Genomic DNA, 24,089 nt, shown 5'->3' on the forward strand with positions numbered 1-24,089 from the left:
CGGGATGTGATTCCCGCCCGAGAGAGGTTTTACTCGTCTTCGCTGACGACGACGGTGCCCAGCTCAGGATGTGTGAAGCTGGCGATGTGGTCGAGCCGCACTTCGCGGGTCTCGCCTGAGAGATCGACGGCAAGGTACTCGACGTTTTTACGTGAGACCATGTCCACGGCTTTGGCCTTGAGCTGATCGCCGTTTTTTAACTCTAACGACAGCGTCCAGTGTTTTTGGCAGGCGAGTTCAAGGTTGTCGTAATCATCGCAGTTGATGGGTTTGTAGGCTTCATTCGTCAACATAGTCGCTCACCAATAAGTTTGCAGCGGCATACGCTGCTTGTTCCCTGAGAGAAGAGTTTAGCGCAGAATCAGCGGCAATATCGTTGAGAGCCTTCAACGCACAACCTATGGCGTCTGGCACATACCCAAGGTCGCCGCTACCAATTTCGGCATACTTCTGGCGAACTAACTCACAATACTTTTGCACATACACCTCCTCAGCAGAGTTGATACTCTGGATGATAGGCGACTATATCACAGGAATTTCATCGAAATCAGCCCGGTCGTCACGGGAATGATGCAAGCAAATGGGCAAAAGTGACATTTCGCGCTGGTCTTATGCATTCAGCGTGCGCACAAAAGGTTAAGTTGATGAACAGGTTATTACGCGACGCAACGTCGAGCCAAACGGTAGGTGACAGATGATTGTGCTGTCTCGATCGCTTTCACTTGCAGATAATGAAGTGGAACTCAGTGCCATCCGTGCGCAAGGTGCCGGTGGCCAGCATGTGAATAAAACGTCGACGGCGATTCACCTGCGATTTGATATTCATGCCTCATCGCTGCCGCCGTTTTATAAAGAGCGGCTGCTGGCGGCGAGCCATCATTTGATTACCGCGGAAGGCGTGGTGATCATCAAAGCACAGGAACATCGCAGCCAGGAAATGAATCGGGAAGCGGCCGTGCAGCGGCTGATAAATCTGATTCGGGAGTTAACCACGGTGGAAAAAGTGCGGCGTGCGACCAAACCGACGCACGGTTCTAAAGTGAGGCGGCTGGAAGGTAAAACGCGGCGCAGTAACGTGAAGGCGATGCGCGGAAAGGTGCAATAAAAAACGCCTCCGGCTGGAGGCGTTTTAGCGTTACTTGTTGAGTGCTTTCACCAGGAAGTCGACGATGTCATGTTGCTTAATCATCTGCTTCTCGCTGGCGGTACGCGCCTTGTACTCAATCTCTTCGTTATCGAGATTACGATCGCCAATTACGATGGTGTGCGGCACGCCAATCAGCTCCATATCCGCGAACATCACGCCTGGACGCTCTTTACGGTCATCCAGAATCACGTCAATGCCTTTGGCACGCAGCGTGTTGTACAGCTCTTCAGCCAACTGCTGCACACGGAAAGATTTGTGCATATTCATTGGCAGAATGGCCACTTCAAACGGTGCCAATGCCGCAGGCCAGATGATGCCACGTTCGTCGTTGTTCTGCTCAATTGCCGCCGCCACAACGCGCGTAATACCGATGCCGTAACAGCCCATGGTCATCACCTGGTTACGACCATCTTCGCCCTGAACCGCTGCTTTCATCGCTTCGGAGTACTTGGTACCCAGCTGGAAGATGTGGCCCACTTCGATACCGCGTTTAATCAGCAGCGTACCTTTGCCGTCTGGGCTTGGATCGCCTTCCACCACGTTACGGATATCTTCCACGCGCGGTTCTGGCAGATCGCGGCCCCAGTTGATGCCGCTCAGGTGTTTGCCATCAATGTTGGCACCCGCGCAGAAGTCAGCTGTTTTTGCCACAGTACGATCGGCGATCACTGGCATGGTCAAACCGACCGGGCCGAGCGAGCCTGGACCGGCACCCAGCAGCGCGCGAATCTGTTCTTCGCTCGCCATCTCCAGCGGTTCAGCGACGATATCCAGCTTCTCCGCTTTAATTTCGTTCAGCTGATGATCGCCGCGCAGCAGCAGGGCAACCAGCGTGTGGCCGCTCTCTTCGGTGGCTTTGACGAACAGCGTCTTAACGGTTTTCTCAATCGGCAACTGATGTTGCTCAACCAGCTCGGCGATAGTTTTGGCGTTTGGCGTATCGAACTGCGTCATGGCTTCTGTGGCCTGCGGACGCTCGCCAGCCGGCGCTAAGGCCTCGGCTTTTTCAATGTTGGCCGCGTAATCGGATTCGCTGGAGAAGATCACGTCATCTTCACCGCTCAGCGCCAGCACCTGGAATTCATGTGATGCGCTGCCGCCGATAGAACCGGTGTCAGCTTGTACGGCGCGGAAATCCAGGCCCATACGGCTGAAGCTCTGGCTGTAGGCGCGGTACATCGCGTCGTAGGTTTCCTGCAGCGATTCCTGCGTGGTGTGGAACGAGTAAGCATCTTTCATGATGAACTCGCGTGAACGCATCACACCAAAACGCGGGCGCACTTCATCGCGGAATTTGGTCTGGATCTGATACAGATTGAGCGGCAGCTGTTTATAAGAGCTCAGCTCGTTGCGGATCAAATCGGTGACCACTTCTTCGTGGGTTGGACCCAGCACGAAGGGACGTTCGTGACGATCTTTAATGCGCAGCAGTTCCGGGCCGTATTGCTCCCAACGGCCGCTCTCTTCCCACAGATCGGCAGGCTGAACCACCGGCATGGAGATCTCAATCGCACCGGCGTTGTTCATCTCTTCACGCACGATGTTTTCAACTTTTCGCAGCACGCGAATCCCGGTCGGCAACCAGGTGTAGAGACCGGAAGCCAGTTTGCGGATCATGCCGGCGCGCAGCATCAGCTGGTGGCTGATCACTTCTGCATCGGAAGGTGTCTCCTTCAGAGTGGAGAGCAGATATTGAGTAGTACGCATTGATTACGATTCCAGTTATACGGAAGGAAACTGACAAATTTTTCTGGCGGCTAGTGTACCAGCGAGATCAATCACTCAAAAGCGGGTTTTAACGGGGATCGAGGGCGATCACCTCGGTTCCTGCCTCATCAATGCGCCAGCGCACGTTAAAGTCGAGTAGCCAGGCGGCATATTCACGATCTTCCGTCTCACCTTTACGGTAAGCCGGGCGCGGATCCTGTGCCAGCACTTCGCTAATGAAACGCGCTAGCTGCGGATGGGTTTTCTGCTGCAGCTGAAGCTGGCTCTGCGCCAGCGGCGAAAAGCGCACCGGCATGGTGGCATCAGGCGCCGCCTGCGCAAACCCGGCGCGCGCATCAGGCAGCGCTTCGGCGAACGGCAGATAAGGTTTGATATCCACCACCGGCGTGCCATCGACTAAATCGAGGCTGCCGAGCTGCAAGATCACCTGCTGCTTCTCGCAGCGAATGCCTTTTAACTCAACCAGCGACATGCCGATAGGATTGGGGCGGAAGGTTGAACGGGTGGCAAACACGCCCATACGCGCATTGCCACCGAGGCGCGGGGGACGCACGGTCGGACGCCAGCCACCTTCCATCGTTTGGTGGAACACAAACAGCACCCACAAATGACTAAACGCTTCCAGCCCGCGCACCGCTTCCGGCTGATTGTAAGGTGGTAGCAGATGCAGCTCGCCGCCGCCATCCTGCACCAGACCGGGCTGGCGCGGAACGGCAAACTTCTCTTTCCACGGCGAACGAATTACGCCGATTTGCGCAAAGGCAAACTCACTCATTGATTTGATACTTTCAGTGCGGAGCCCTGGCAAATGGCCTGGCGATAGCATCCCGGCGTGCTGGTGACAATTTCGCACTTATGCAGCAGGACGGCGTTGGCTTTCATGCCGGCTGCGCGAATCTGCAGGCGCTTGCGCGCGGTGTTGATGTTAGGAGGCGAATCCTGGCTGCTGCTCTGGCAATCTTCAGCAGAGACTTCGCCCAAATCGCGGAACGGGTTGCTGACCAGATCGGTCGCATCGGTGTAGATCTTCACCGGCGCGGGACGTGGAGTCGGTTTACGTTGTGGTTCGCTGGATGCCTGTTGCGGACGAGAAGGAGCACTGCTTATCGGGTGATATTCACGCACACACCCGGTTAGCATCAATGCTAACAAGCAGAGCGGTAAAAAACGCATGGCAACATCCTCAAGTAATAAAAAAGTGGCGTTATTGAAACAAGGACGACAATAAATAACAAGTCAGGTGCAATTTATGGCAAAAGAAAGGGCGGCCGAAGCCGCCCTGCAAGGCATGAAAGGTGAACATTACCAGCCTTTCACTGCGCCGCCGTTGAAGATCTTGTTGGCCGCTTCAGACACTTCGTCTGATTGGTAAGCCTGCACAAACTTCTTCACGTTCTCAGCGTCTTTATTGTCTTCACGGCTAACAATCAGGTTCACGTAAGGTGAATCTTTGTCTTCCACGAAGATGCCATCTTTCGCTGGCGTCAGACCAATCTGGCTGGCGTACGTGGTGTTGATCACCGCCAGTGCGATCTGCTGGTCGTCAAGTGAACGTGGCAGCTGCGGCGCTTCCAGCTCAACAATCTTCAGCTTTTTCGGGTTCTCAATGATATCCAGTGAGGTTGGCAGCAGGCCAACGCCATCTTTCAGTTTGATCAGGCCGACCTTCTGCAGCAGCAACAGTGAACGTCCCAGGTTGGTTGGGTCGTTCGGGATAGCAACCTGTGAACCGTCCTGCAGTTCATCCAGTGATTTGATTTTCTTCGAGTAGCCGGCGATTGGGTAAACGAAGGTGTTCGCTACGATGGCCAGCTTGTAACCGCGATCTTTGATCTGCTGATCCAGATACGGCTTATGCTGGAAGGCGTTAACGTCAATATCACCTTTGCTCAGCGCTTCGTTTGGCAGCACGTAATCGTTAAAGGTCACCAGCTCAACATCGAGGCCATATTTCTCTTTCGCCACTTTAACTGCAGTTTCAGCAACCTGCTGTTCAGCGCCGACAATCACACCCACTTTAATGTGGTTTGGATCTTTTGCTTTCTGATCGCATCCTGCCAGCGCAATTGCGCCAATCAGAGCACCCACAGCGGCAATCTTTTTAAATGTAAAAGACATATCCTTTCCTTAATAGAGGACTATTGATGTTGCTTGCTTACTTATGGGACACAGCACGTACAATGCGGTCGCCACAGAATTGGATTAAATAGACCAGCACAACCAGCAAAACCAGCACGGTGTTCATTACGGTGGCGTTATAGCCAATGTAACCGTATTGATAGCCAATCTGGCCCAAACCGCCTGCGCCAACCGCTCCGCCCATTGCGGAGTAGCCAACCAGCGTAATCAGGGTAATTGTAGCGGCATTCACCAGACCTGGCAGCGCTTCCGGCAGCAGGACTTTACGCACGATCTGCAGCGGCGTGGCGCCCATGGCGCGAGATGCTTCGATCAATCCGGTTGGCAGTTCCAGCAGGGCGTTTTCCACCATACGTGCAATAAACGGCGCGGCGCCGACGGTTAGCGGCACAATCGCGGCTTGCAGGCCAATCGAGGTGCCGACAATGGCGCGAGTGAATGGAATCATCCATACCAGCAGGATAATGAACGGAATTGAACGGAAGATATTCACCAGCGCGGACAGCACGCGATAAAGCGCGTTGTTGGCCAGAATCTGGCCGGGACGCGTCACATACAGCAGCACGCCAATCGGAAGACCGAGGACAAAACCAAAGAAACCAGAGACGAAGGTCATCATCAGCGTTTCCCAGACGCCACGCGTCAGTAACCACATCATCGCTTCAGACATAACCCAACACCTCTACTTTCACATGATTTTCTTTCAGCCAGGCAATCGCGGCTTGTGTATCTGTTTCACTGCCATCCATCTCAGCCAGCATGATGCCGAACTTCACGCCGCCGGCGTAATCCATCTGCGCACTGATGATGTTGTTATTAACGTTAAAGCGGCGAGCCGATTCTGACAGTAGCGGAGCATCCACCGATTTGCCGGTGAACTCGAGACGCAGCAGCGGCACACTATCAGCTGTTGGCTGTGGCGCCATGCGTTGCTGGTAGTCGTCGGGGATATCCAGATGCAGCGTCGATTGAATGAATTGTTGCGCCAGCGGCGTTTTCGGATGCGAAAACACTTCGCTCACGCTGTCTCTTTCAATTAACTCACCATTGCTGATCACCGCAACCTGATCGCAGATGCGTTTCACCACATCCATTTCATGGGTGATCAATAGAATGGTAATGCCCAGACGACGGTTAATATCCTTAAGCAGCTCCAGAATCGAACGCGTGGTTGCAGGATCCAGTGCGCTGGTGGCTTCATCACACAGCAGCACCTTAGGATTGCTCGCCAGTGCGCGGGCAATCGCAACACGCTGCTTTTGTCCGCCAGAGAGATTCGCTGGCCAGCTATCATGCTTGTCTGATAATCCCACCAGATCCAGCAATTCGCTAACGCGCTTCTTTATCTGTTCGCGCGAAAGATTGCCTAACTCTAATGGCAGCGCCACGTTACCGGAGACGGTGCGGGAGTTCATCAGATTAAAGTGCTGGAAAATCATGCCAATCTGGCGGCGTGCCAGCGTCAATTGGCCAGGAGAAAGGGTGGTTAATTCCTGGCCATCAACCAGCACGCGTCCGGAGGTTGGGCGCTCCAGCAGATTGACGCAGCGAATCAGGGTACTTTTACCGGCTCCAGAGGAACCGATGACGCCATAGATCTGTCCAGCAGGCACGTGCAGGCTGACGTTGGACAGCGCCTGAATGGTGCGTGAGCCTTGCTGGAACACTTTGGTGATATTTTCGAGTTTAATCATTAGTTTATTTATTATCGTGTTGCATAATCCGTGGTGTATCGGGCTTCACTCAGCAGGGCTGTGCGAAATTTGGATGGATGTTAAGGCATCCAGACGGCTAAATCAATGGAAGTCATTCAAACTGCCATTCTCTCGCTATACGCAATCATGCGATACTTAGCGACACATTTTCAGCAGGAGTTTCTACGTGGCGAACAAAGTCCCGGCTATTTTTCTTGATCGTGATGGCACATTGAATGTTGATCACGGCTATGTTCATGAAATCGATAATTTCGAATTCATTGATGGCACCATCGAAGCGCTACAGGCGTTAAAGAAGATGGGCTATGCGCTGGTACTGGTGACTAACCAGTCGGGCATTGCGCGTGGCATGTTTACCGAAGACCAGTTTATGCAACTCACAGAATGGATGGATTGGTCGCTGGCCGATCGTGATGTTGATTTGGATGGCATCTATTTCTGTCCGCATTTGCCAGATGCCACGGTAGAAGCGTATCGCCAGCAGTGTGATTGCCGTAAGCCGCAGCCGGGCATGTTGCTCTCCGCGCAGCAGCATCTGGATATCGATATGGCTTCTTCTTATATGGTAGGCGACAAATTAGAAGATATGCAGGCGGCGTTAGCAGCGGGGGTGGGTACCAAAGTGCTGGTGCGTAGTGGCAAGCCGGTAACGGCAGAAGGGGAAGCAGTGGCGGATTGGGTGATTAATAGTCTGGCAGAGCTGCCAGCACGCATCAAAAAGGCCTGAAAACGGGTCTTTTGCGCAAATTTCAAGCGAACAGCAAAAAACTTGAAATTTGCACTTGTCAGCTCCGAATAACTCCCTATAATGCGCCACCACTGAGACGGCAAAGCGGCAACGCAGACGGCTCGGCAGGGAGTGAAGAAATTCATCCCGCCGGATGAAAGCGCTGAAAAAAGTGTTTGACTCCGAAGGAGAGTAGCGTAATATACGCCACCTCGCGACAGACGGTTCAGCCGCTGTTCGCAACGCTCTTTAACAATTTATCAGACAATCTGTGTGGGCACTCGCAGGATTGATATCCGCGTCTCCGGACGCAAAAAAATATCAAAGCCTCACGAGTGAACACATAATGAAATTCATTATGACGTTTTACAGATGAGCACCGCTGAACTCGTTTCAGCAAATCAAACTTAAATTGAAGAGTTTGATCATGGCTCAGATTGAACGCTGGCGGCAGGCCTAACACATGCAAGTCGAACGGTAGCACAGAGAGCTTGCTCTCGGGTGACGAGTGGCGGACGGGTGAGTAACGTCTGGGAAACTGCCCGATGGAGGGGGATAACTACTGGAAACGGTAGCTAATACCGCATAACGTCGCAAGACCAAAGTGGGGGACCTTCGGGCCTCACACCATCGGATGTGCCCAGATGGGATTAGCTAGTAGGTGGGGTAATGGCTCACCTAGGCGACGATCCCTAGCTGGTCTGAGAGGATGACCAGCCACACTGGAACTGAGACACGGTCCAGACTCCTACGGGAGGCAGCAGTGGGGAATATTGCACAATGGGCGCAAGCCTGATGCAGCCATGCCGCGTGTATGAAGAAGGCCTTCGGGTTGTAAAGTACTTTCAGCGGGGAGGAAGGCGGTGAAGTTAATAGCTTCACCGATTGACGTTACCCGCAGAAGAAGCACCGGCTAACTCCGTGCCAGCAGCCGCGGTAATACGGAGGGTGCAAGCGTTAATCGGAATTACTGGGCGTAAAGCGCACGCAGGCGGTCTGTCAAGTCGGATGTGAAATCCCCGGGCTTAACCTGGGAACTGCATTCGAAACTGGCAGGCTGGAGTCTTGTAGAGGGGGGTAGAATTCCAGGTGTAGCGGTGAAATGCGTAGAGATCTGGAGGAATACCGGTGGCGAAGGCGGCCCCCTGGACAAAGACTGACGCTCAGGTGCGAAAGCGTGGGGAGCAAACAGGATTAGATACCCTGGTAGTCCACGCCGTAAACGATGTCGACTTGGAGGTTGTTCCCTTGAGGAGTGGCTTCCGGAGCTAACGCGTTAAGTCGACCGCCTGGGGAGTACGGCCGCAAGGTTAAAACTCAAATGAATTGACGGGGGCCCGCACAAGCGGTGGAGCATGTGGTTTAATTCGATGCAACGCGAAGAACCTTACCTACTCTTGACATCCAGAGAACTTAGCAGAGATGCTTTGGTGCCTTCGGGAACTCTGAGACAGGTGCTGCATGGCTGTCGTCAGCTCGTGTTGTGAAATGTTGGGTTAAGTCCCGCAACGAGCGCAACCCTTATCCTTTGTTGCCAGCGGTTCGGCCGGGAACTCAAAGGAGACTGCCAGTGATAAACTGGAGGAAGGTGGGGATGACGTCAAGTCATCATGGCCCTTACGAGTAGGGCTACACACGTGCTACAATGGCGCATACAAAGAGAAGCGACCTCGCGAGAGCAAGCGGACCTCATAAAGTGCGTCGTAGTCCGGATCGGAGTCTGCAACTCGACTCCGTGAAGTCGGAATCGCTAGTAATCGTAGATCAGAATGCTACGGTGAATACGTTCCCGGGCCTTGTACACACCGCCCGTCACACCATGGGAGTGGGTTGCAAAAGAAGTAGGTAGCTTAACCTTCGGGAGGGCGCTTACCACTTTGTGATTCATGACTGGGGTGAAGTCGTAACAAGGTAACCGTAGGGGAACCTGCGGTTGGATCACCTCCTTACCTGAAGATACCTTCCCGCGAAGTGCTCACACAGATTGTCTGATAGAAAGTAATGAGCAAGACGGCTGCGAAGTCGTGACACTATCGTGTCCCCTTCGTCTAGCGGTTAGGACTCCGCCCTTTCACGGCGGCAACAGGGGTTCGAATCCCCTAGGGGACGCCACTTGCTTGGTGACAGGTGAAAGGTGTCTCCACGACGTATCTCAAACGAAGCTTACGAGCTGCGTCTGAGATACTGCTCTTTAACAATCCGGAACAAGCTGAAAATTGAAACGACGCGTTGGTTCATTTCTCCGTAATAAGAAATGAATAACAGCGCGTTCGAGTCTCTCAAATGCTTGCAGTCTGCGCGCGTTGCAAAACGCCTGTGGGTTGTGAGGTTAAGCGACTAAGCGTACACGGTGGATGCCCTGGCAGTCAGAGGCGATGAAGGACGTGCTAATCTGCGTAAAGCGTCGGTAAGGTGATATGAACCGCTACAGCCGACGATGTCCGAATGGGGAAACCCGGTGCACCCAGTGCATCATCGCAACATGAATACATAGTGTTGCGAGGCGAACCCGGGGAACTGAAACATCTAAGTACCCGGAGGAAAAGAAATCAACCGAGATTCCCCCAGTAGCGGCGAGCGAACGGGGAACAGCCCAGAACCTGAATCAGTTTGTGCGTTAGTGGAAGCGTCTGGAAAGTCGCACGATACCGGGTGATAGTCCCGTACACGAAAGTGCACAGATTGTGAGTTCGAAGAGTAGGGCGGGACACGTGGTATCCTGTCTGAATATGGGGGGACCATCCTCCAAGGCTAAATACTCCTGACTGACCGATAGTGAACCAGTACCGTGAGGGAAAGGCGAAAAGAACCCCGGCGAGGGGAGTGAAACAGAACCTGAAACCGTGTACGTACAAGCAGTGGGAGCCTCTTTAATGGGGTGACTGCGTACCTTTTGTATAATGGGTCAGCGACTTATATTCTGTAGCAAGGTTAACCGTATAGGGGAGCCGCAGGGAAACCGAGTCTTAACTGGGCGTTAAGTTGCAGGGTATAGACCCGAAACCCGGTGATCTAGCCATGGGCAGGTTGAAGGTTGGGTAACACTAACTGGAGGACCGAACCGACTAATGTTGAAAAATTAGCGGATGACTTGTGGCTGGGGGTGAAAGGCCAATCAAACCGGGAGATAGCTGGTTCTCCCCGAAAGCTATTTAGGTAGCGCCTCGTGAACTCATCTCCGGGGGTAGAGCACTGTTTCGGCTAGGGGGCCATCCCGGCTTACCAACCCGATGCAAACTGCGAATACCGGAGAATGTTATCACGGGAGACACACGGCGGGTGCTAACGTCCGTCGTGAAGAGGGAAACAACCCAGACCGCCAGCTAAGGTCCCAAAGTCATGGTTAAGTGGGAAACGATGTGGGAAGGCACAGACAGCCAGGATGTTGGCTTAGAAGCAGCCATCATTTAAAGAAAGCGTAATAGCTCACTGGTCGAGTCGGCCTGCGCGGAAGATGTAACGGGGCTAAACCATGCACCGAAGCTGCGGCAGCGACACTATGTGTTGTTGGGTAGGGGAGCGTTCTGTAAGCCGTTGAAGGTGTGCTGTGAGGCATGCTGGAGGTATCAGAAGTGCGAATGCTGACATAAGTAACGATAAAGCGGGTGAAAAGCCCGCTCGCCGGAAGACCAAGGGTTCCTGTTCAACGTTAATCGGAGCAGGGTGAGTCGACCCCTAAGGCGAGGCTGAAAAGCGTAGTCGATGGGAAGCAGGTTAATATTCCTGCACTTGGTGTTACTGCGAAGGGGGGACGGAGAAGGCTAGGTTATCCGGGCGACGGTTGTCCCGGTTTAAGCGTGTAGGCTGATACCTTTGGTAAATCCGGGGTATCTTAAGGCTGAGGCGTGACGACGAGCCACCACGGTGGTGAAGTAACTGATGCCCTGCTTCCAGGAAAAGCCTCTAAGCTCCAGGTAACACGAAATCGTACCCCAAACCGACACAGGTGGTCAGGTAGAGAATACCAAGGCGCTTGAGAGAACTCGGGTGAAGGAACTAGGCAAAATGGTGCCGTAACTTCGGGAGAAGGCACGCTGTCGGTAGGTGAAGTCCCTCGCGGATGGAGCTGAAGGCAGTCGAAGATACCAGCTGGCTGCAACTGTTTATTAAAAACACAGCACTGTGCAAACACGAAAGTGGACGTATACGGTGTGACGCCTGCCCGGTGCCGGAAGGTTAATTGATGGGGTTATCCGCAAGGAGAAGCTCTTGATCGAAGCCCCGGTAAACGGCGGCCGTAACTATAACGGTCCTAAGGTAGCGAAATTCCTTGTCGGGTAAGTTCCGACCTGCACGAATGGCGTAATGATGGCCAGGCTGTCTCCACCCGAGACTCAGTGAAATTGAAATCGCTGTGAAGATGCAGTGTACCCGCGGCAAGACGGAAAGACCCCGTGAACCTTTACTATAGCTTGACACTGAACATTGAGCCTTGATGTGTAGGATAGGTGGGAGGCTTTGAAGCGTGGACGCCAGTCTGCGTGGAGCCAACCTTGAAATACCACCCTTTAATGTTTGATGTTCTAACGTAGGCCCGTAATCCGGGCTGCGGACAGTGTCTGGTGGGTAGTTTGACTGGGGCGGTCTCCTCCCAAAGAGTAACGGAGGAGCACGAAGGTTGGCTAATCCTGGTCGGACATCAGGAGGTTAGTGCAATGGCATAAGCCAGCTTGACTGCGAGAGTGACGGCTCGAGCAGGTGCGAAAGCAGGTCATAGTGATCCGGTGGTTCTGAATGGAAGGGCCATCGCTCAACGGATAAAAGGTACTCCGGGGATAACAGGCTGATACCGCCCAAGAGTTCATATCGACGGCGGTGTTTGGCACCTCGATGTCGGCTCATCACATCCTGGGGCTGAAGTAGGTCCCAAGGGTACGGCTGTTCGCCGTTTAAAGTGGTACGCGAGCTGGGTTTAGAACGTCGTGAGACAGTTCGGTCCCTATCTGCCGTGGGCGCTGGAGAATTGAGGGGGGTTGCTCCTAGTACGAGAGGACCGGAGTGAACGCACCACTGGTGTTCGGGTTGTCATGCCAATGGCACTGCCCGGTAGCTAAGTGCGGAAAAGATAAGTGCTGAAAGCATCTAAGCACGAAACTTGCCCCGAGATGAGTTCTCCCTGACTCCTTGAGAGTCCTGAAGGGACGTTGAAGACTACGACGTTGATAGGCCGGGTGTGTAAGCGCAGCGATGCGTTGAGCTAACCGGTACTAATGACCCGTGAGGCTTAACCTTACAACGCCAGAGGCGTTTTGGTCTGAGAGACCGGATATTTTCAGCTTGTTTACGGACTGGTCTGCGGCGCCTGAGAGGGGGCTGCGGACAAAACAGAATTTGCCTGGCGGCTTTAGCGCGGTGGTCCCACCTGACCCCATGCCGAACTCAGAAGTGAAACGCCGTAGCGCCGATGGTAGTGTGGGGCCTCCCCATGCGAGAGTAGGGAACTGCCAGGCATCAATTTAAGACCCGTTACCGGGTCGTGACCTTCCCTGTGACGCGGGAAGGGCGAAACACCTGAAATCAGAACGATTGTCTGATATCAGTACAGGATCGGTGGAGCGGTAGTTCAGTTGGTTAGAATACCTGCCTGTCACGCAGGGGGTCGCGGGTTCGAGCCCCGTCCGTTCCGCCACTTAATTGATAAGCCCTGACTGAAAAGTCAGGGCTTTTTCATGTCTGCAATTTTGTCATTATTGTTGATAAAAAATCAAAATTCTTCTGCTTATATACGGATTTTTCAGCAACAATAAACCTGCCAAAATAATTCCCATCGAAACATAACGCTATACGATGAGGAAATTATGACAATCCCCGCCTTTGGTTTAGGTACTTTCCGCCTGCAAGATGACGTTGTAATCCATTCAGTTAAAACTGCGTTGGAACTTGGCTATCGCACAATTGATACTGCGCAAATCTATGAAAATGAAGCGGCTGTGGGCCAGGGGATCGCTGAGAATGGCGCAGCACGTGGCGACTTGTTTATTACCACTAAAATTTGGATCGACAATCTTTCGGCTGAAAAGTTGATTCCCAGCTTGAAAGAGAGCCTGGCAAAGCTGCGCACCGGTTATGTCGATCTCACCTTAATCCACTGGCCTTCTCCCGGATCGGCGGTATCGGTGAAAGAGAGCATGTTGGCATTGATGGCAGCAAAAGAAGCAGGGCTGACGCGTCAAATTGGTATCTCAAACTTCCCAATTGCTTTGATGAAAGAGGCGATTGACGCGGTTGGCGTGGAAAATATAGCGACTAACCAGATTGAGCTGCATCCCTTTTTGCAGAATCGGCAGGTGGTTGATTTTGCTAAAAAGAATGGTCTTCACATCACTTCTTACATGACGTTAGCTTATGGAGAAGCGCTGAAGGATGAGGTAATTAATACCATTGCACAGAAGCACAAAGCTTCTCCGGCACAGGTTGTTTTGGCATGGGCGATGAAGTTAGGTTACGCGGTGATCCCGTCATCAACTAAACGTGAAAACCTGGCGAGCAACATGACAGCGGTTGATCTGCAGCTAGACGATCAAGATATGGCAAATATTGCCGCGCTGGATCGTCATCAGCGCTTAGTGAGTCCAGAAGGTCTGGCGCCAGACTGGGATTAATCACTGCATCCCTTTTCAGCCCTGCACTCGCCAGGGCTGAGCTTTAACCCATTCACTCAGAAAATCGATAAACGCCCTGACGCGTTGGCTAACTCCTAAGTCACTGTAATAGACTGCATTAAAAGGCATCTCAACTGGAATACGCTGTTCAGCAAGCAGTTCAATAAAAGTACCATCAGCTATCTCTTTATCCACCATAAAATCTGATAAACACGCGATACCTTGGTCGCCTAGCACTAGATGTTTAAGCGTTTCGCCGCTGTTAGATGACATTCCTGGCGTGATGTCATAAAGATCGCCACCTTCATCTGCGACAGGCCAGCGATTTAAGCGTGGCGTTTCAACGAAGCCAAGGCATTCATGCTGAGCCAAATCAGCTGTTGATGCAGGGACACCATATTTCGCCAGATAAGCCGGCGTCGCCACTAATTTGCGATAGCTTATAAAGAGCAAACGAGCGCGCAGTGTAGAATCCGTCAAATTGCCAGCGCGAATCGCCACATCGACTTTACGTTCGATGAGGTTAATAAAGCTCTCTGAAGAGATGAGCGATAGTGTGACATTGGGATAGCGCTCACGAAAGGGTTTAATCATCGGTAGCAACAGATGCAGAATTACGGGTGTGGCAGCATCAACACGCAGTACGCCCTGAGGCACCATCTGACGCTCAATCAACTCGCTCTCGGCGGTTGACATCTCCTGCATCAACTTTTGCACGCGGCGAAAATAATGCTCGCCCTCATGAGTGAGCGCTAGCTGACGCGTAGTACGCGTTAAGAGCGCGACACCCAGCTTATTCTCGAGTTTTTTAACCGTGCGACTCACCGCTGAATTGGCCATCTGCAACTGTTCTGCAGCGCGACTAAAGCTGCCGCTCTCCACTACAGCGATAAACACTTTAAGCTCATCTGACGATGCTTTCATTATCCCTCCAAAAGCAAAAGTCTGATCGCACTTTGCATCTTTTTGTCATTAAAGCATGCGGCAACACTAATGCCCATCAAAACCTTAATGAGTTAATCATGCCAATTGCACTTTGGGCGCTGACGATCAGTGCCTGTGCGATCGGAACGACAGAATTTGTTATCGTCGTTCTGAGCCCAACCATCGCTGAACAACTCCGTATTACGCTGCCTGACGCAGTGAGCGTGATTCTGCATTGTTGAACATTATGGATTGGCGCAAACCCCGTGGATCGGTACGGTGTATGTACCTGGCACGCTGCTGCTAGTGCGATTGAGTGGCCAACTCGATAAAACTCAGACTGCGATAGCGATGGAATAACCCGCACGAAAGCCTGCCAGCTGGCAGGCTTTTACATTGGTAAGCTGTGAGGCGAATTCCGACAATCAAGAACACCAATTGAAACCCCGCGCTAAAATCCCTATAACAGTCAGGTGAAGTACGAGTCGTAAACCAGTTGGGCGGGAAAGTGCGGAAAAAAACTTATTCAATGCGTTATGTAGCAGGTCAGCCAGCAGAACGGATTTTTCCGCCGGGGGCAATGCTGCATCTTGGGCAGGCATTACCGCCTGGCGCACCTTTGCCAGCTGATCCCACACTACGAGTTTTAGTCTGGAATATCTTCAAGCAACAGCGTGCAGACTGGATGTCTGTGCTCCAGGGTTTTGGCAAAGATGCCCACCTTGTTCTGCTGCAGGAGGCGCAGGCCACGCCTGAACTGGTCAAATTCGCCACCAGTAACTATCTTGCGGCCGATCAGGTGCCGGCCTTTGTCTTACCGCAACATCCTTCCGGCGTCATGACGTTGGCGTCTGCGCACCCTGTGTACTGTTGCCCACTACGGGAACGTGAGCCGCTGCTGCGTTTGGCCAAATCTGCGCTGGTCACGGCGTATCCATTACCCACGGGCGAAATGCTGATGGTGGTGAATATCCACGCGGTCAATTTCAGTCTCGGTGTCGATGTCTACAGCAAACAGTTGGGGCCGATTGGCGAACAGATTCAACATCATCGTGGGCCGGTGATCATGGCGGGGGATTTCAACGCCTGGAGCCGCCAGCGCATGAATGCGCTGTATCGCTTTGCGCGGGAGATGTCTTTGCGTGAGGTGAACTTCACCGATGACCATCGCCGAAAAGCCTTTGGGCGCCCACTGGATTTCGTCTTCTACCGCGATATGAAGGTCAGTGAAGCTTCTGTGCTGGTGACGCGCGCATCAGATCACAATCCGCTGCTGGTTGAGTTCAACTCTCTCTACGGTATTGAGCGTTAAGCTAATACGCTCGAACTCCCGCCCCGCAACAGTTAATGTTCAGCTGAAACAATACAGGGAAGGGCGAGTCAGAGCCTGAACAGGCGATATGCAGAATTTAGCAGAAGCAGAAAATGAAAAAGGCTGACAAAAGTCAGCCTTTTCGGGGCATTAGGTATCAGGTGTTGCGCTATTATTCACAAACAGCGTGAGCTTGTCGCCCGGCTGAATGTCTTTAGCGTCACTGTTCCAGCGCATAACGTCTTTGGTGTTCACACCGTGGCGTTTAGCAATACTGGCAAAAGAATCACCCTTACGTACACGGTAGGTGATGCTGTTGCCGTTATCAGCCAATTGCGTGCTCGCTTTGCCGTTCACGGTCAGAGTCTGACCGGTACGAACTGAAGCGCTGCGCAGATTGTTCTGCTGTTTCAGTGCACTGACGGTTACGCCAAGCTTGTTGGCAATGCCAGACAAGGTGTCGCCTTTGCGTACCGTATAGCTGTTTCCTGCCGCACTGACTTTCGCCATCTCGGTAGGCTGCACGGAAGCGATATCACCGGAAGCCAGTGAATCGCGCAATTTAGCAACGTTGGACTTCGGCACCATAATGTAGTGCGGTCCATTTGGCGCAGTGGCACCGTTTTTATAACCGGCATTAAATGTCTTCAACTTGCTGAGAGACATTCCGGCCATATCGGCGGCCTGCGTCAGTTCAATCTGCTGTCCCACCTCTACGCGAGCTAAAGCACGGCTCTCGTTCGGGGTCGGCAGTTTGATACCGTAACGCTTGTTGTTCTTGAGAATCTCACTCAAGGCCAACATTTTAGGTACGTAAACCGTGGTCTCGCGGGGCAGCGATAAACTCCAGAAGTCAGTCGGCTTACCGCGCGCCTTATTCTGTTTCATCGCCTTCAGCACACGTCCTTCACCGCTGTTATAGGCGGCGATGGTCAGTAACCAGTCGCCGTCAAACATACCGTTCAGACGCTGCATCATATCCAGCGCTACTTTGGTCGAGGCCACCACATCGCGGCGTCCGTCGTACCATTGGTTCTGTTTCAAACCATAGTTTTTGCCCGTTTGTGCAACAATCTGCCAGATGCCGGCGGCATTCGCAGAAGATGTTGCGTGTGGGTCAAAAGCGCTCTCCACTATGGGTAGCAGTACCAGTTCCATCGGCATTTTACGTTTCTGTATCTGCTCGACAATCCAGTACATGTACGGCTCTGCCCGTAATGTTACATCGTGGAGATAGCTCTTATTTTTTAAAAATTTTGTTTTTTGTTCGCGGATCCGGCTGTTTTCCGGAATCCCCATCTTCAACTCGTCACTAATGTGATTCCAGAGATCAGTATCTTCTGCGAGGCTTGTTCCATCATCCTGCCATCGCGGCGACAACAATCGATCTCCGTACTTTCCATTTTCACCTTGACCAGCTGAAGACAGACTCTGGGCATGCTGTACGGGGATATTGGCGTCATTCCTTGATGCCTGACATCCTACCAGCAAGACCGAGGCGAGTAAGATCGCTTTAGCCTTCATGTGTGTGTCAATAGTTCGCTTAAAAGACGAGCAACTATACGTGACGGTCCACCACAACACAACCTCAAATATCAAAAGCGGTCTTTCTTCTCGCGTAGATCGGCGAAAGTTTGCCATAACGCTGATGATGAGACATTAGTGCCTAAAGCCTGTTGTAAATCAGCCTCTTGCGTGCGTAAAAATAAATTTATTTCGCGCTCTAAGGCCAGTTTTGTCGGTAAAGTGATGCGGTTTTCTGCGCGTAAGTCCTTAATTTGCTGATACCTTGCCAAAATTTTAGGGTCATGGGGCAGAATAGCCGCAGCAAACTTCATATTGGATAAAGTGTACTCATGCGCGCAGCAAACGAGAGTATCTTCAGGGAGCTGATTAAGTTTTTGAAATGATTCAAACATTTGCTCTGCAGTGCCTTCAAATAAACGCCCGCAGCCGCCAGAAAACATCGTGTCACCACAGAAAAGATAAGGGGAGCTGAAATATGAGATATGTCCTAAAGTGTGACCGGGTGTTGCGATGACACGGAAATTCAGCCCAAGCAGGGTAAATTCATCACCTTCGGCCACAATACGCTTCGCCCCTTTATCTGCCGTTTCCTGTGGACCGAAAACCGCCAATTCGGGATAGTGCTGCAGCAGCTCATCCACACCGCCGACGTGATCGTGATGATGGTGCGTCAGTAAAATCGCCACGGGTTGCCAATGATTGGCCCTGATTTTATCCAGCACCGGCTGTGCTTCGCCGGGATCGACTATCAAACACCTGTTGTCATCGTCCGTCAGTGTCCAGATGTAGTTATCCTGCAATGCGGGAATGCTGGTAAGATTCATAAACACCTCTCAGGTCGTAGAAAAAGGAAAATGGTAGAGCATGAAGCCGGCTAAAACACGCCAAATCCTGACTGCACCGCGCTCCTGGCGCGATATGCCAATGGGAGACTATTTTCGCGACGCGCTCACTCAGCAACTGCAGCCTTATCTCGGCAAGCTGTATGGCTTTCATATGCTTAAAATTGGCAGCCTCAGCGCAGAAATCAACACCAGCCAGTGTGCCATATCGCATCAGGTGAATGTGGGCATTGAGGGCGATGAATTACAGGTAATCGCTAATAACACGCAATTACCCTTTGAATCTAAATCCGTTGATGCCTGTTTACTGGCGCACACGCTGGCGTGGAGTCAGGATCCGCACCGCGTACTGCGTGAAGTGGATCGGGTATTAATCGATGATGGCTGGATGATCATCAGTGGCTTCAACCCTTTCAGTTTATTAGGGATTAGCAAAGGCATTCCGGGTCTGCATTCGCGCGCGCCGTGGAGTGGACGGATGTTCAGCCAGGTACGATTGCTCGACTGGCTGGGCCTGCTGAATTATGAGGTGGTTTACCGCACCCGTTTCCAGGTGGTGCCGTGGCATCGGCAGGGCGGCAGGGTGATCAGCGCGCATTTACCGGCGCTCGGTTGTTTGAACATTGTGGTGGCACGTAAACGTACGTTCCCGCTAACGCCCACCAAAATGAAGAAGAATCTGAGTCAAAGCCAGCTACGGCAAACGGTTAACGTCACGCGCCAGTTTCGTGAAGTGAAGGATCAGGATTCAACCTGATAACCGATATCATCCTGAGTGGGCTTTCCCGCCGCGCTGCGTGCCAGTTCATCGCAGCGTTCGTTCTCCGGATGCCCGGCGTGGCCTTTTACCCATTCCCACTTAATTTCATGGTTGCTGAGCGCCACATCGAGGCGTTTCCACAGATCGACATTTTTCACCGGTTTTTTATCGGCGGTTTTCCAGCCGCGCTTCTTCCAGTTGTGGATCCAACTGGTGATACCCTGACGAACATATTGGCTGTCGGTGCTGATCACCACCTCACACGGCTGTTTTAACGCTTCGAGCGCCACGATAGCCGCCATCATTTCCATGCGATTGTTAGTGGTGAGGCGATAACCTGTACTGAACTCTTTTTCATGCGCGCCATAACGTAAAATGGCGCCATAACCGCCGGGACCGGGATTGCCCAGGCAAGATCCATCGGTGAATATTTCTACCTGTTTACGCATCTCTGGTAGACTTCCTTCTGACAAAACGCCAAGTCTGACATAAAACGAGTCCTATGAGCACTGCAAATAACCGCCAGATCGTCCTCGATACTGAAACCACCGGCATGAACATGATCGGTGTGCATTATGAAGGACATCGCATCATTGAAATTGGTGCGGTTGAGGTGATCAACCGTCGCCTGACCGGCAACAACTTCCATATGTATCTGAAGCCCGATCGGCTGGTGGATCCGGAAGCGTTCGGCGTTCACGGTATCGCCGATGAATTCCTCGCTGATAAGCCGATATTTGCGGATATCGCCGACGAATTCCTTGATTACATCCGTGGCGCAGAGCTGGTGATCCATAACGCATCGTTCGATATCGGCTTTATGGATTATGAATTCGGCATGCTGAAGCGGGATATCGGCAAAACCGAAACCTTCTGCCAGATCACTGATAGCCTGGCGATGGCGCGTAAGATGTATCCCGGCAAGCGCAACAGCCTCGATGCATTGTGCAACCGTTATGAGATAGACAACAGCAAGCGTACGCTGCACGGCGCACTGCTCGATGCCGAGATTCTGGCCGAAGTATTCCTGATGATGACCGGCGGTCAAACCTCGCTGGCATTTTCTCTGGACGGCGAGCAGAACAATCAGGGCGGCGCGGAGAACATTCAGCGCATTGTGCGTCCGAGTTCAGGTCTGCGCGTGGTCACCGCCAGCGATGAAGAGATTGCTGCGCACGAAGGTCGTCTGGATTTGGTGCAGAAGAAGGGTGGTAGCTGCTTGTGGCGCGTGTAAAACGGCTGATTTTGCGTGCAAAATCGACGTTAAGCTGAAAAAAACGTCAAACGAAACATTCCCACAGAAAAAGCGTTGACGGGTGTGAAAGCTGCTATTAATATGCGCCTCGTTCTCGACGGGGAACAAAGCGCGGAGCGGTAGTTCAGTTGGTTAGAATACCTGCCTGTCACGCAGGGGGTCGCGGGTTCGAGCCCCGTCCGTTCCGCCAATCTATTTAAAGAAGCCGATGCAGAAATGCATCGGCTTTTTGCTTTTTCCAAATGGTATCGCTTTCCCTCATCCCCCGCCTTCTCTCGCAAGCGGGCGAAGGATGGGATGAGGGCCAGCGCGCACGCAACTTAATCCTTCTGTACCGCCACCGTCGCGTGATACGCCGCCACCGACTCTTCGCGGTCAGCGCGCGCCAGCCAGCGATAGCAGCCCGCACCCAACGCCACGCCGATAAACCAGCTAAAGTTCGCCACCGCATGCAGTGAAGGAATAAAGCTGATCACCAGACAAATGCCCACCGACGGCAGCAGCGCGGCAATTGCTTTCGGGTTGAAGCCGCCGCGATACCAGTAACGTCCTTTCGGCGTGTCATCAAACAGGTCATCCACGTAGACGTTGCTGCGTTTGATCAGATAGAAATCGGCCACCAGGATGCCAAACAGCGGCCCGATAAACGAGCCCAGCACATCCAGCGTGTAGTGAATCAATTCTGGCGACTGGAACAGGTTCCACGGCGTCAGTAACACCGAACCAACTGCGGCAATCATGCCACCGGTGCGGAAGCTGATTTTCTGCGGTGAGCAGTTCGAGAAGTCGAATGCCGGCGAAACAAAGTTCGCCACGATATTAATGCCGATGGTAGCGATAATCATGGTCAGCAGGCCAATCGCCACCGCCACGTCGTTACCCACCATGCTGACAGTTTCAATTGGATCGGTGATCATTCTGCCGAACAGCGATTGCGTACCGGAGACAATCACCACGGTGACAATCGAGAACAGCAGGAAGTTGAACGGTAAGCCCCAGCGGTTGCCGCGACGAATTTCGCCCATGCTTTTGCCGTAACGCGAGAAGTCACCAAAATTCAGCAGCGGACCGGAGAAGTAGGAGACCACCAGCGCGGTGGCGGTAATCATCTGCCAGGTTTGCTCGCCGGTGCTCAACTGCTTGCTGGCCAGCGTAAAGGAGATACCATCGAAACCGGTTTTGTATACAATCCAGCCCGCCAGCGCCACCATCACCACGTACACCGCCGGACCGGCGACATCAATAAAGCGTTTAATCGCGTTCATGCCGTGCCAGAACACCATCGCCTGCAGTAACCACATCACACCGAAACAACACCAGCCCAGCTGAGATAAGCCGAGCCAGCTGCTTTGCGTCATGCTGCTCAGGGTGGGGAAGAACTTCAGCAGCACCAGCATTAGCGCGTTAGCCGCCAGATAAGTCTGGATGCCGTACCATGCAAAAGCGATCAGCCCGCGAATAATCGCCGGGATGTTAGCGCCGAACACGCCAAACGCCTGACGCGAAATCACTGCGTACGGTACGCCTGCCATCTGGCTCGGTTTGGCCACCAGATTGGCGCACAGCTGCACAATGCAGATGCCCACTAACAAGCACAGCAACACCTGCCAGCTCGCCAGCCCGAGGGTAAAGAAGCTGGCGGCCACCACGTAGCCGCCCATGCTGTGCACGTCCGACATCCAGAACGAAAAGATGTTGTACCACGACCAGTTCTGGTCGCGCGTCGGCGCCAGATCGTCATTACACAGACGTGGACTGTATTGTGCGTTGGCTTCAGAGGCCACCCGCGAGGTCACTTCAGAATGATTTGGCATGAAACCTGCTCCTCTCAACATCATGGAAAAATAATCACAGCGTGAAACGGTATTGCAGGATCCAGGCCAGAAATGATTTCTTGTATACAAAAAATTAATTTCACGTATACGATGTGCAGCACACAGTCACTTACCGGAGCAGGTAATGAAGAGTGAAACAGGCCAGAAAACGGCTGCCGATCTGAACGATCGCGATGAACCTATCTATCAGGCGCTGCTTACCGCCATCGTTGAGCATCAACTGCCGCCGGGCAGTAAATTGCCGGAAGAAGCCTTATCGGATGTCTTCGGCGTGAGTCGCACCGGCATTCGTAAGGTGCTGCAACGCCTCGCCGCGGTGCAAATGATCACTTTGTCGCCCAGGCGTGGTGCACAGGTGGCGACGCCGGGCGTGGATGAAGCCCGCGACATCTTCGCCACCCGCAGTTTATTAGAGTGCGCCAATCTGCCGGCGGTGCTGAGCCACGTGCAGGCACCGCACTTAGCGGCACTCGGCGTGCTGATTAAAGAAGAGCAGCAGGCACATGATCAGCATGATGGTGCCGCGGCGATTCGTCTCTCCGCCGCGTTCCATATTCAGCTGCAGGCGATCTCCGGTAACGCAGTGCTCACCGATATGGTGACGCGCCTGACGCAGCGTTCGTCGCTGGTGATTGCCGCTTACGGTGCACCGTGGCAGCGCGGCTGCCGATGCGATCATCACGATCGGCTGGTGGATCTGCTGCGGCAAAAAGATCTGCCGGGGTTGACGGCGGCGCTGCAGCATCACTTCGAACATATTGTTGCCAGCCTGCACTTTGAGCGCAGCGGCGAAACCTTGCCTGATTTCACCCGGTTATTTGCCGGTAACAAAGGAGCGGCATCATGAGCCTGATTCAGGTCATCAATCCCAACACCAGCTTAGCGATGACGGAAACCATGGGTACTGCCGCGCGCGCCGTCGCCGCGCCGGGCACCGAGATTCTGGCGGTGTGCCCGACTCACGGCGTCGAGTCGATTGAAGGTCATTTTGATGAGGCCATCGCGGCGATTGGTGTGCTGGAGCAGGTGAAACGCGGCAAAGAGCAGGGCGTGAGCGGCCATATCATTGCCTGCTTCGGCGATCCGGGATTGCTGGCGGCGCGTGAACTGGCGAGCGGCCCGGTAATTGGCATTGCGGAAGCGGCCATGCACACCGCCACGCTGGTGGCGACGCGCTTTTCGATTGTCACCACTTTGCCGCGCACGCTGGTGATTGCGCGCCATCTGCTGCAGCAATATGGCTTCACACACCATTGTGCCGCGCTGCACGCCATCGATCTGCCGGTGCTGGCGCTGGAAGACGGCAGCGGCGTGGCGCAGGAGAAAGTGCGTCAGCGCTGCATGCAGGCCAAACGTGAAGATGGCAGCGGCGCGATTGTGCTGGGCTGTGGCGGTATGGCTACGCTGGCGCAGGATCTCACCAAAGAACTGGGCATGCCGGTAATCGACGGGGTCAGCGCTGCGGTAAAAATGGTGGAGTCGCTGGTGGCGCTAGGCTTTGGTACCAGCAAGCATGGCGATCTCGATTATCCACTCGAAAAACCGCTCAGCGGAGCCTTTCAGCACCTAAACTAAC

At 53.1% G+C, this 24,089-nt stretch carries 20 protein-coding genes, 3 tRNA genes, 3 rRNA genes and 2 pseudogenes; 15 read left to right on the top strand and 13 right to left on the bottom strand.

Going from position 1 to position 24,089, the window contains the following annotated elements; translation table 11 throughout:
* Positions 1-29: 29 nt before the first annotated feature.
* Positions 30-293 (bottom strand): Rho-binding antiterminator, encoded by a 264-nt coding sequence (gene rof, locus AAF463_RS03930; protein WP_101762034.1) that lies wholly within the window; start codon positions 291-293, stop codon positions 30-32.
* The gene (locus tag AAF463_RS03935) at positions 280-480 is read right to left on the bottom strand and encodes a YaeP family protein (RefSeq protein WP_036622231.1); all 201 of its coding nucleotides are present in this window, start codon (positions 478-480) and stop codon (positions 280-282) included. Before AAF463_RS03935 ends, rof begins: the two co-directional genes overlap by 14 nt.
* Positions 481-694: 214 nt before the next feature.
* Between AAF463_RS03935 and arfB the strand changes: the two genes are divergently transcribed.
* Positions 695-1,105, top strand: a complete 411-nt coding sequence (arfB, locus tag AAF463_RS03940; protein ID WP_101762033.1) for an alternative ribosome rescue aminoacyl-tRNA hydrolase ArfB — start codon at positions 695-697, stop codon at positions 1,103-1,105.
* 30 nt (positions 1,106-1,135) lie between these two features.
* On the opposite strand, the gene proS is transcribed toward arfB, so the two are convergent.
* The 6 genes from proS to metN all read right to left on the bottom strand — a co-directional run bounded on the left by proS (position 1,136) and on the right by metN (position 6,708).
* Entirely contained in the window at positions 1,136-2,854 is a 1,719-nt protein-coding gene (gene proS, locus AAF463_RS03945; RefSeq protein WP_110867580.1) for a proline--tRNA ligase, read from the bottom strand.
* 88 nt (positions 2,855-2,942) lie between these two features.
* Positions 2,943-3,650, bottom strand: coding sequence for a tRNA (N6-threonylcarbamoyladenosine(37)-N6)-methyltransferase TrmO (tsaA, locus tag AAF463_RS03950; protein WP_192235639.1), 708 nt, complete (start codon positions 3,648-3,650; stop codon positions 2,943-2,945).
* Entirely contained in the window at positions 3,647-4,048 is a 402-nt protein-coding gene (rcsF, locus tag AAF463_RS03955; RefSeq protein WP_101762030.1) for an Rcs stress response system protein RcsF, read from the bottom strand. Before rcsF ends, tsaA begins: the two co-directional genes overlap by 4 nt.
* A gap of 129 nt (positions 4,049-4,177) precedes the next feature.
* Positions 4,178-4,993, bottom strand: a complete 816-nt coding sequence (locus tag AAF463_RS03960) for a MetQ/NlpA family lipoprotein (RefSeq protein WP_101762029.1) — start codon at positions 4,991-4,993, stop codon at positions 4,178-4,180.
* Positions 4,994-5,030: 37 nt separating this feature from the next.
* Positions 5,031-5,684: a methionine ABC transporter permease MetI gene (locus AAF463_RS03965; RefSeq protein WP_101762028.1), complete on the bottom strand. Its 654-nt coding sequence runs from the start codon at positions 5,682-5,684 to the stop codon at positions 5,031-5,033.
* The gene (metN, locus tag AAF463_RS03970) at positions 5,677-6,708 is read right to left on the bottom strand and encodes a methionine ABC transporter ATP-binding protein MetN (protein WP_350261562.1); all 1,032 of its coding nucleotides are present in this window, start codon (positions 6,706-6,708) and stop codon (positions 5,677-5,679) included. Before metN ends, AAF463_RS03965 begins: the two co-directional genes overlap by 8 nt.
* A gap of 187 nt (positions 6,709-6,895) precedes the next feature.
* Here metN and gmhB point away from each other — a divergent pair, with 187 nt between their 5' ends.
* From gmhB to dkgB, 7 genes are all read left to right on the top strand, one after another.
* On the top strand, positions 6,896-7,456 hold the full coding sequence (gmhB, locus tag AAF463_RS03975) for a D-glycero-beta-D-manno-heptose 1,7-bisphosphate 7-phosphatase (RefSeq protein ID WP_110867583.1): 561 nt from the start codon (positions 6,896-6,898) through the stop codon (positions 7,454-7,456).
* Between the two features lie 409 nt (positions 7,457-7,865).
* A 16S ribosomal RNA gene (locus AAF463_RS03980) occupies positions 7,866-9,405 on the top strand.
* Positions 9,406-9,493: 88 nt separating this feature from the next.
* A tRNA-Glu gene (locus tag AAF463_RS03985) sits at positions 9,494-9,568 on the top strand.
* A gap of 215 nt (positions 9,569-9,783) precedes the next feature.
* A 23S ribosomal RNA gene (locus tag AAF463_RS03990) occupies positions 9,784-12,688 on the top strand.
* 102 nt (positions 12,689-12,790) lie between these two features.
* Positions 12,791-12,906: ribosomal RNA gene (gene rrf, locus AAF463_RS03995) — 5S ribosomal RNA — on the top strand.
* The 16S, 23S and 5S rRNA genes sit together here with 2 tRNA genes alongside, the layout of an rRNA operon.
* A 102-nt stretch (positions 12,907-13,008) precedes the next feature.
* Positions 13,009-13,085: transfer RNA gene (locus tag AAF463_RS04000), tRNA-Asp, on the top strand.
* 169 nt (positions 13,086-13,254) lie between these two features.
* A complete protein-coding gene (gene dkgB, locus AAF463_RS04005) occupies positions 13,255-14,058 on the top strand; it encodes a 2,5-didehydrogluconate reductase DkgB (RefSeq protein ID WP_350261563.1) in 804 nt (267 codons plus the stop codon).
* 15 nt (positions 14,059-14,073) lie between these two features.
* Here the strand turns inward: dkgB and yafC are convergent, their stop codons facing one another.
* Positions 14,074-14,982: a DNA-binding transcriptional regulator YafC gene (yafC, locus tag AAF463_RS04010; RefSeq protein WP_350261564.1), complete on the bottom strand. Its 909-nt coding sequence runs from the start codon at positions 14,980-14,982 to the stop codon at positions 14,074-14,076.
* Between the two features lie 98 nt (positions 14,983-15,080).
* On the opposite strand from yafC, the pseudogene AAF463_RS04015 reads away from it, so the two are divergent.
* Both AAF463_RS04015 and AAF463_RS04020 read left to right on the top strand, forming a co-directional pair.
* Positions 15,081-15,200 (top strand): annotated as a pseudogene (locus AAF463_RS04015) (MFS sugar transporter); the annotation flags it as partial.
* Positions 15,201-15,490: 290 nt separating this feature from the next.
* Entirely contained in the window at positions 15,491-16,294 is an 804-nt protein-coding gene (locus AAF463_RS04020) for an endonuclease/exonuclease/phosphatase family protein (RefSeq protein WP_008105211.1), read from the top strand.
* Between the two features lie 150 nt (positions 16,295-16,444).
* On the opposite strand, the gene mltD is transcribed toward AAF463_RS04020, so the two are convergent.
* The gene (mltD, locus tag AAF463_RS04025; protein ID WP_192236772.1) at positions 16,445-17,818 is read right to left on the bottom strand and encodes a murein transglycosylase D; all 1,374 of its coding nucleotides are present in this window, start codon (positions 17,816-17,818) and stop codon (positions 16,445-16,447) included.
* Positions 17,819-17,889: 71 nt separating this feature from the next.
* Positions 17,890-18,645: a hydroxyacylglutathione hydrolase gene (gene gloB / locus AAF463_RS04030; RefSeq protein WP_210082099.1), complete on the bottom strand. Its 756-nt coding sequence runs from the start codon at positions 18,643-18,645 to the stop codon at positions 17,890-17,892.
* A gap of 40 nt (positions 18,646-18,685) precedes the next feature.
* On the opposite strand from gloB, the gene AAF463_RS04035 reads away from it, so the two are divergent.
* On the top strand, positions 18,686-19,420 hold the full coding sequence (locus AAF463_RS04035; RefSeq protein ID WP_061723590.1) for a class I SAM-dependent methyltransferase: 735 nt from the start codon (positions 18,686-18,688) through the stop codon (positions 19,418-19,420).
* Here the strand turns inward: AAF463_RS04035 and rnhA are convergent.
* Positions 19,405-19,972, bottom strand: a pseudogene (gene rnhA / locus AAF463_RS04040) (ribonuclease HI). The gene AAF463_RS04035 and the pseudogene rnhA sit on opposite strands and share 16 nt — an antisense overlap.
* On the opposite strand from rnhA, the gene dnaQ reads away from it, so the two are divergent.
* Both dnaQ and AAF463_RS04050 read left to right on the top strand, forming a co-directional pair.
* Positions 19,926-20,657, top strand: coding sequence for a DNA polymerase III subunit epsilon (gene dnaQ / locus AAF463_RS04045; RefSeq protein WP_350261565.1), 732 nt, complete (start codon positions 19,926-19,928; stop codon positions 20,655-20,657). The pseudogene rnhA and the gene dnaQ sit on opposite strands and share 47 nt — an antisense overlap.
* A gap of 134 nt (positions 20,658-20,791) precedes the next feature.
* Positions 20,792-20,868, top strand: a tRNA-Asp gene (locus AAF463_RS04050).
* Between the two features lie 130 nt (positions 20,869-20,998).
* Here the strand turns inward: AAF463_RS04050 and AAF463_RS04055 are convergent.
* Positions 20,999-22,492: an NCS1 family nucleobase:cation symporter-1 gene (locus AAF463_RS04055; RefSeq protein WP_350261566.1), complete on the bottom strand. Its 1,494-nt coding sequence runs from the start codon at positions 22,490-22,492 to the stop codon at positions 20,999-21,001.
* Between the two features lie 145 nt (positions 22,493-22,637).
* Here AAF463_RS04055 and AAF463_RS04060 point away from each other — a divergent pair, with 145 nt between their 5' ends.
* Together AAF463_RS04060 and hpxA are read left to right on the top strand one after the other, a co-directional pair.
* The gene (locus AAF463_RS04060) at positions 22,638-23,360 is read left to right on the top strand and encodes a GntR family transcriptional regulator (protein WP_350261567.1); all 723 of its coding nucleotides are present in this window, start codon (positions 22,638-22,640) and stop codon (positions 23,358-23,360) included.
* Positions 23,357-24,088 (top strand): allantoin racemase, encoded by a 732-nt coding sequence (gene hpxA / locus AAF463_RS04065; RefSeq protein ID WP_110867823.1) that lies wholly within the window; start codon positions 23,357-23,359, stop codon positions 24,086-24,088. Before AAF463_RS04060 ends, hpxA begins: the two co-directional genes overlap by 4 nt.
* The last annotated feature ends 1 nt before the right edge of the window (position 24,089 follow it).

This window comes from Pantoea sp. BJ2, from assembly GCF_040255075.1.
Lineage (GTDB): Bacteria > Pseudomonadota > Gammaproteobacteria > Enterobacterales > Enterobacteriaceae > Pantoea > Pantoea leporis.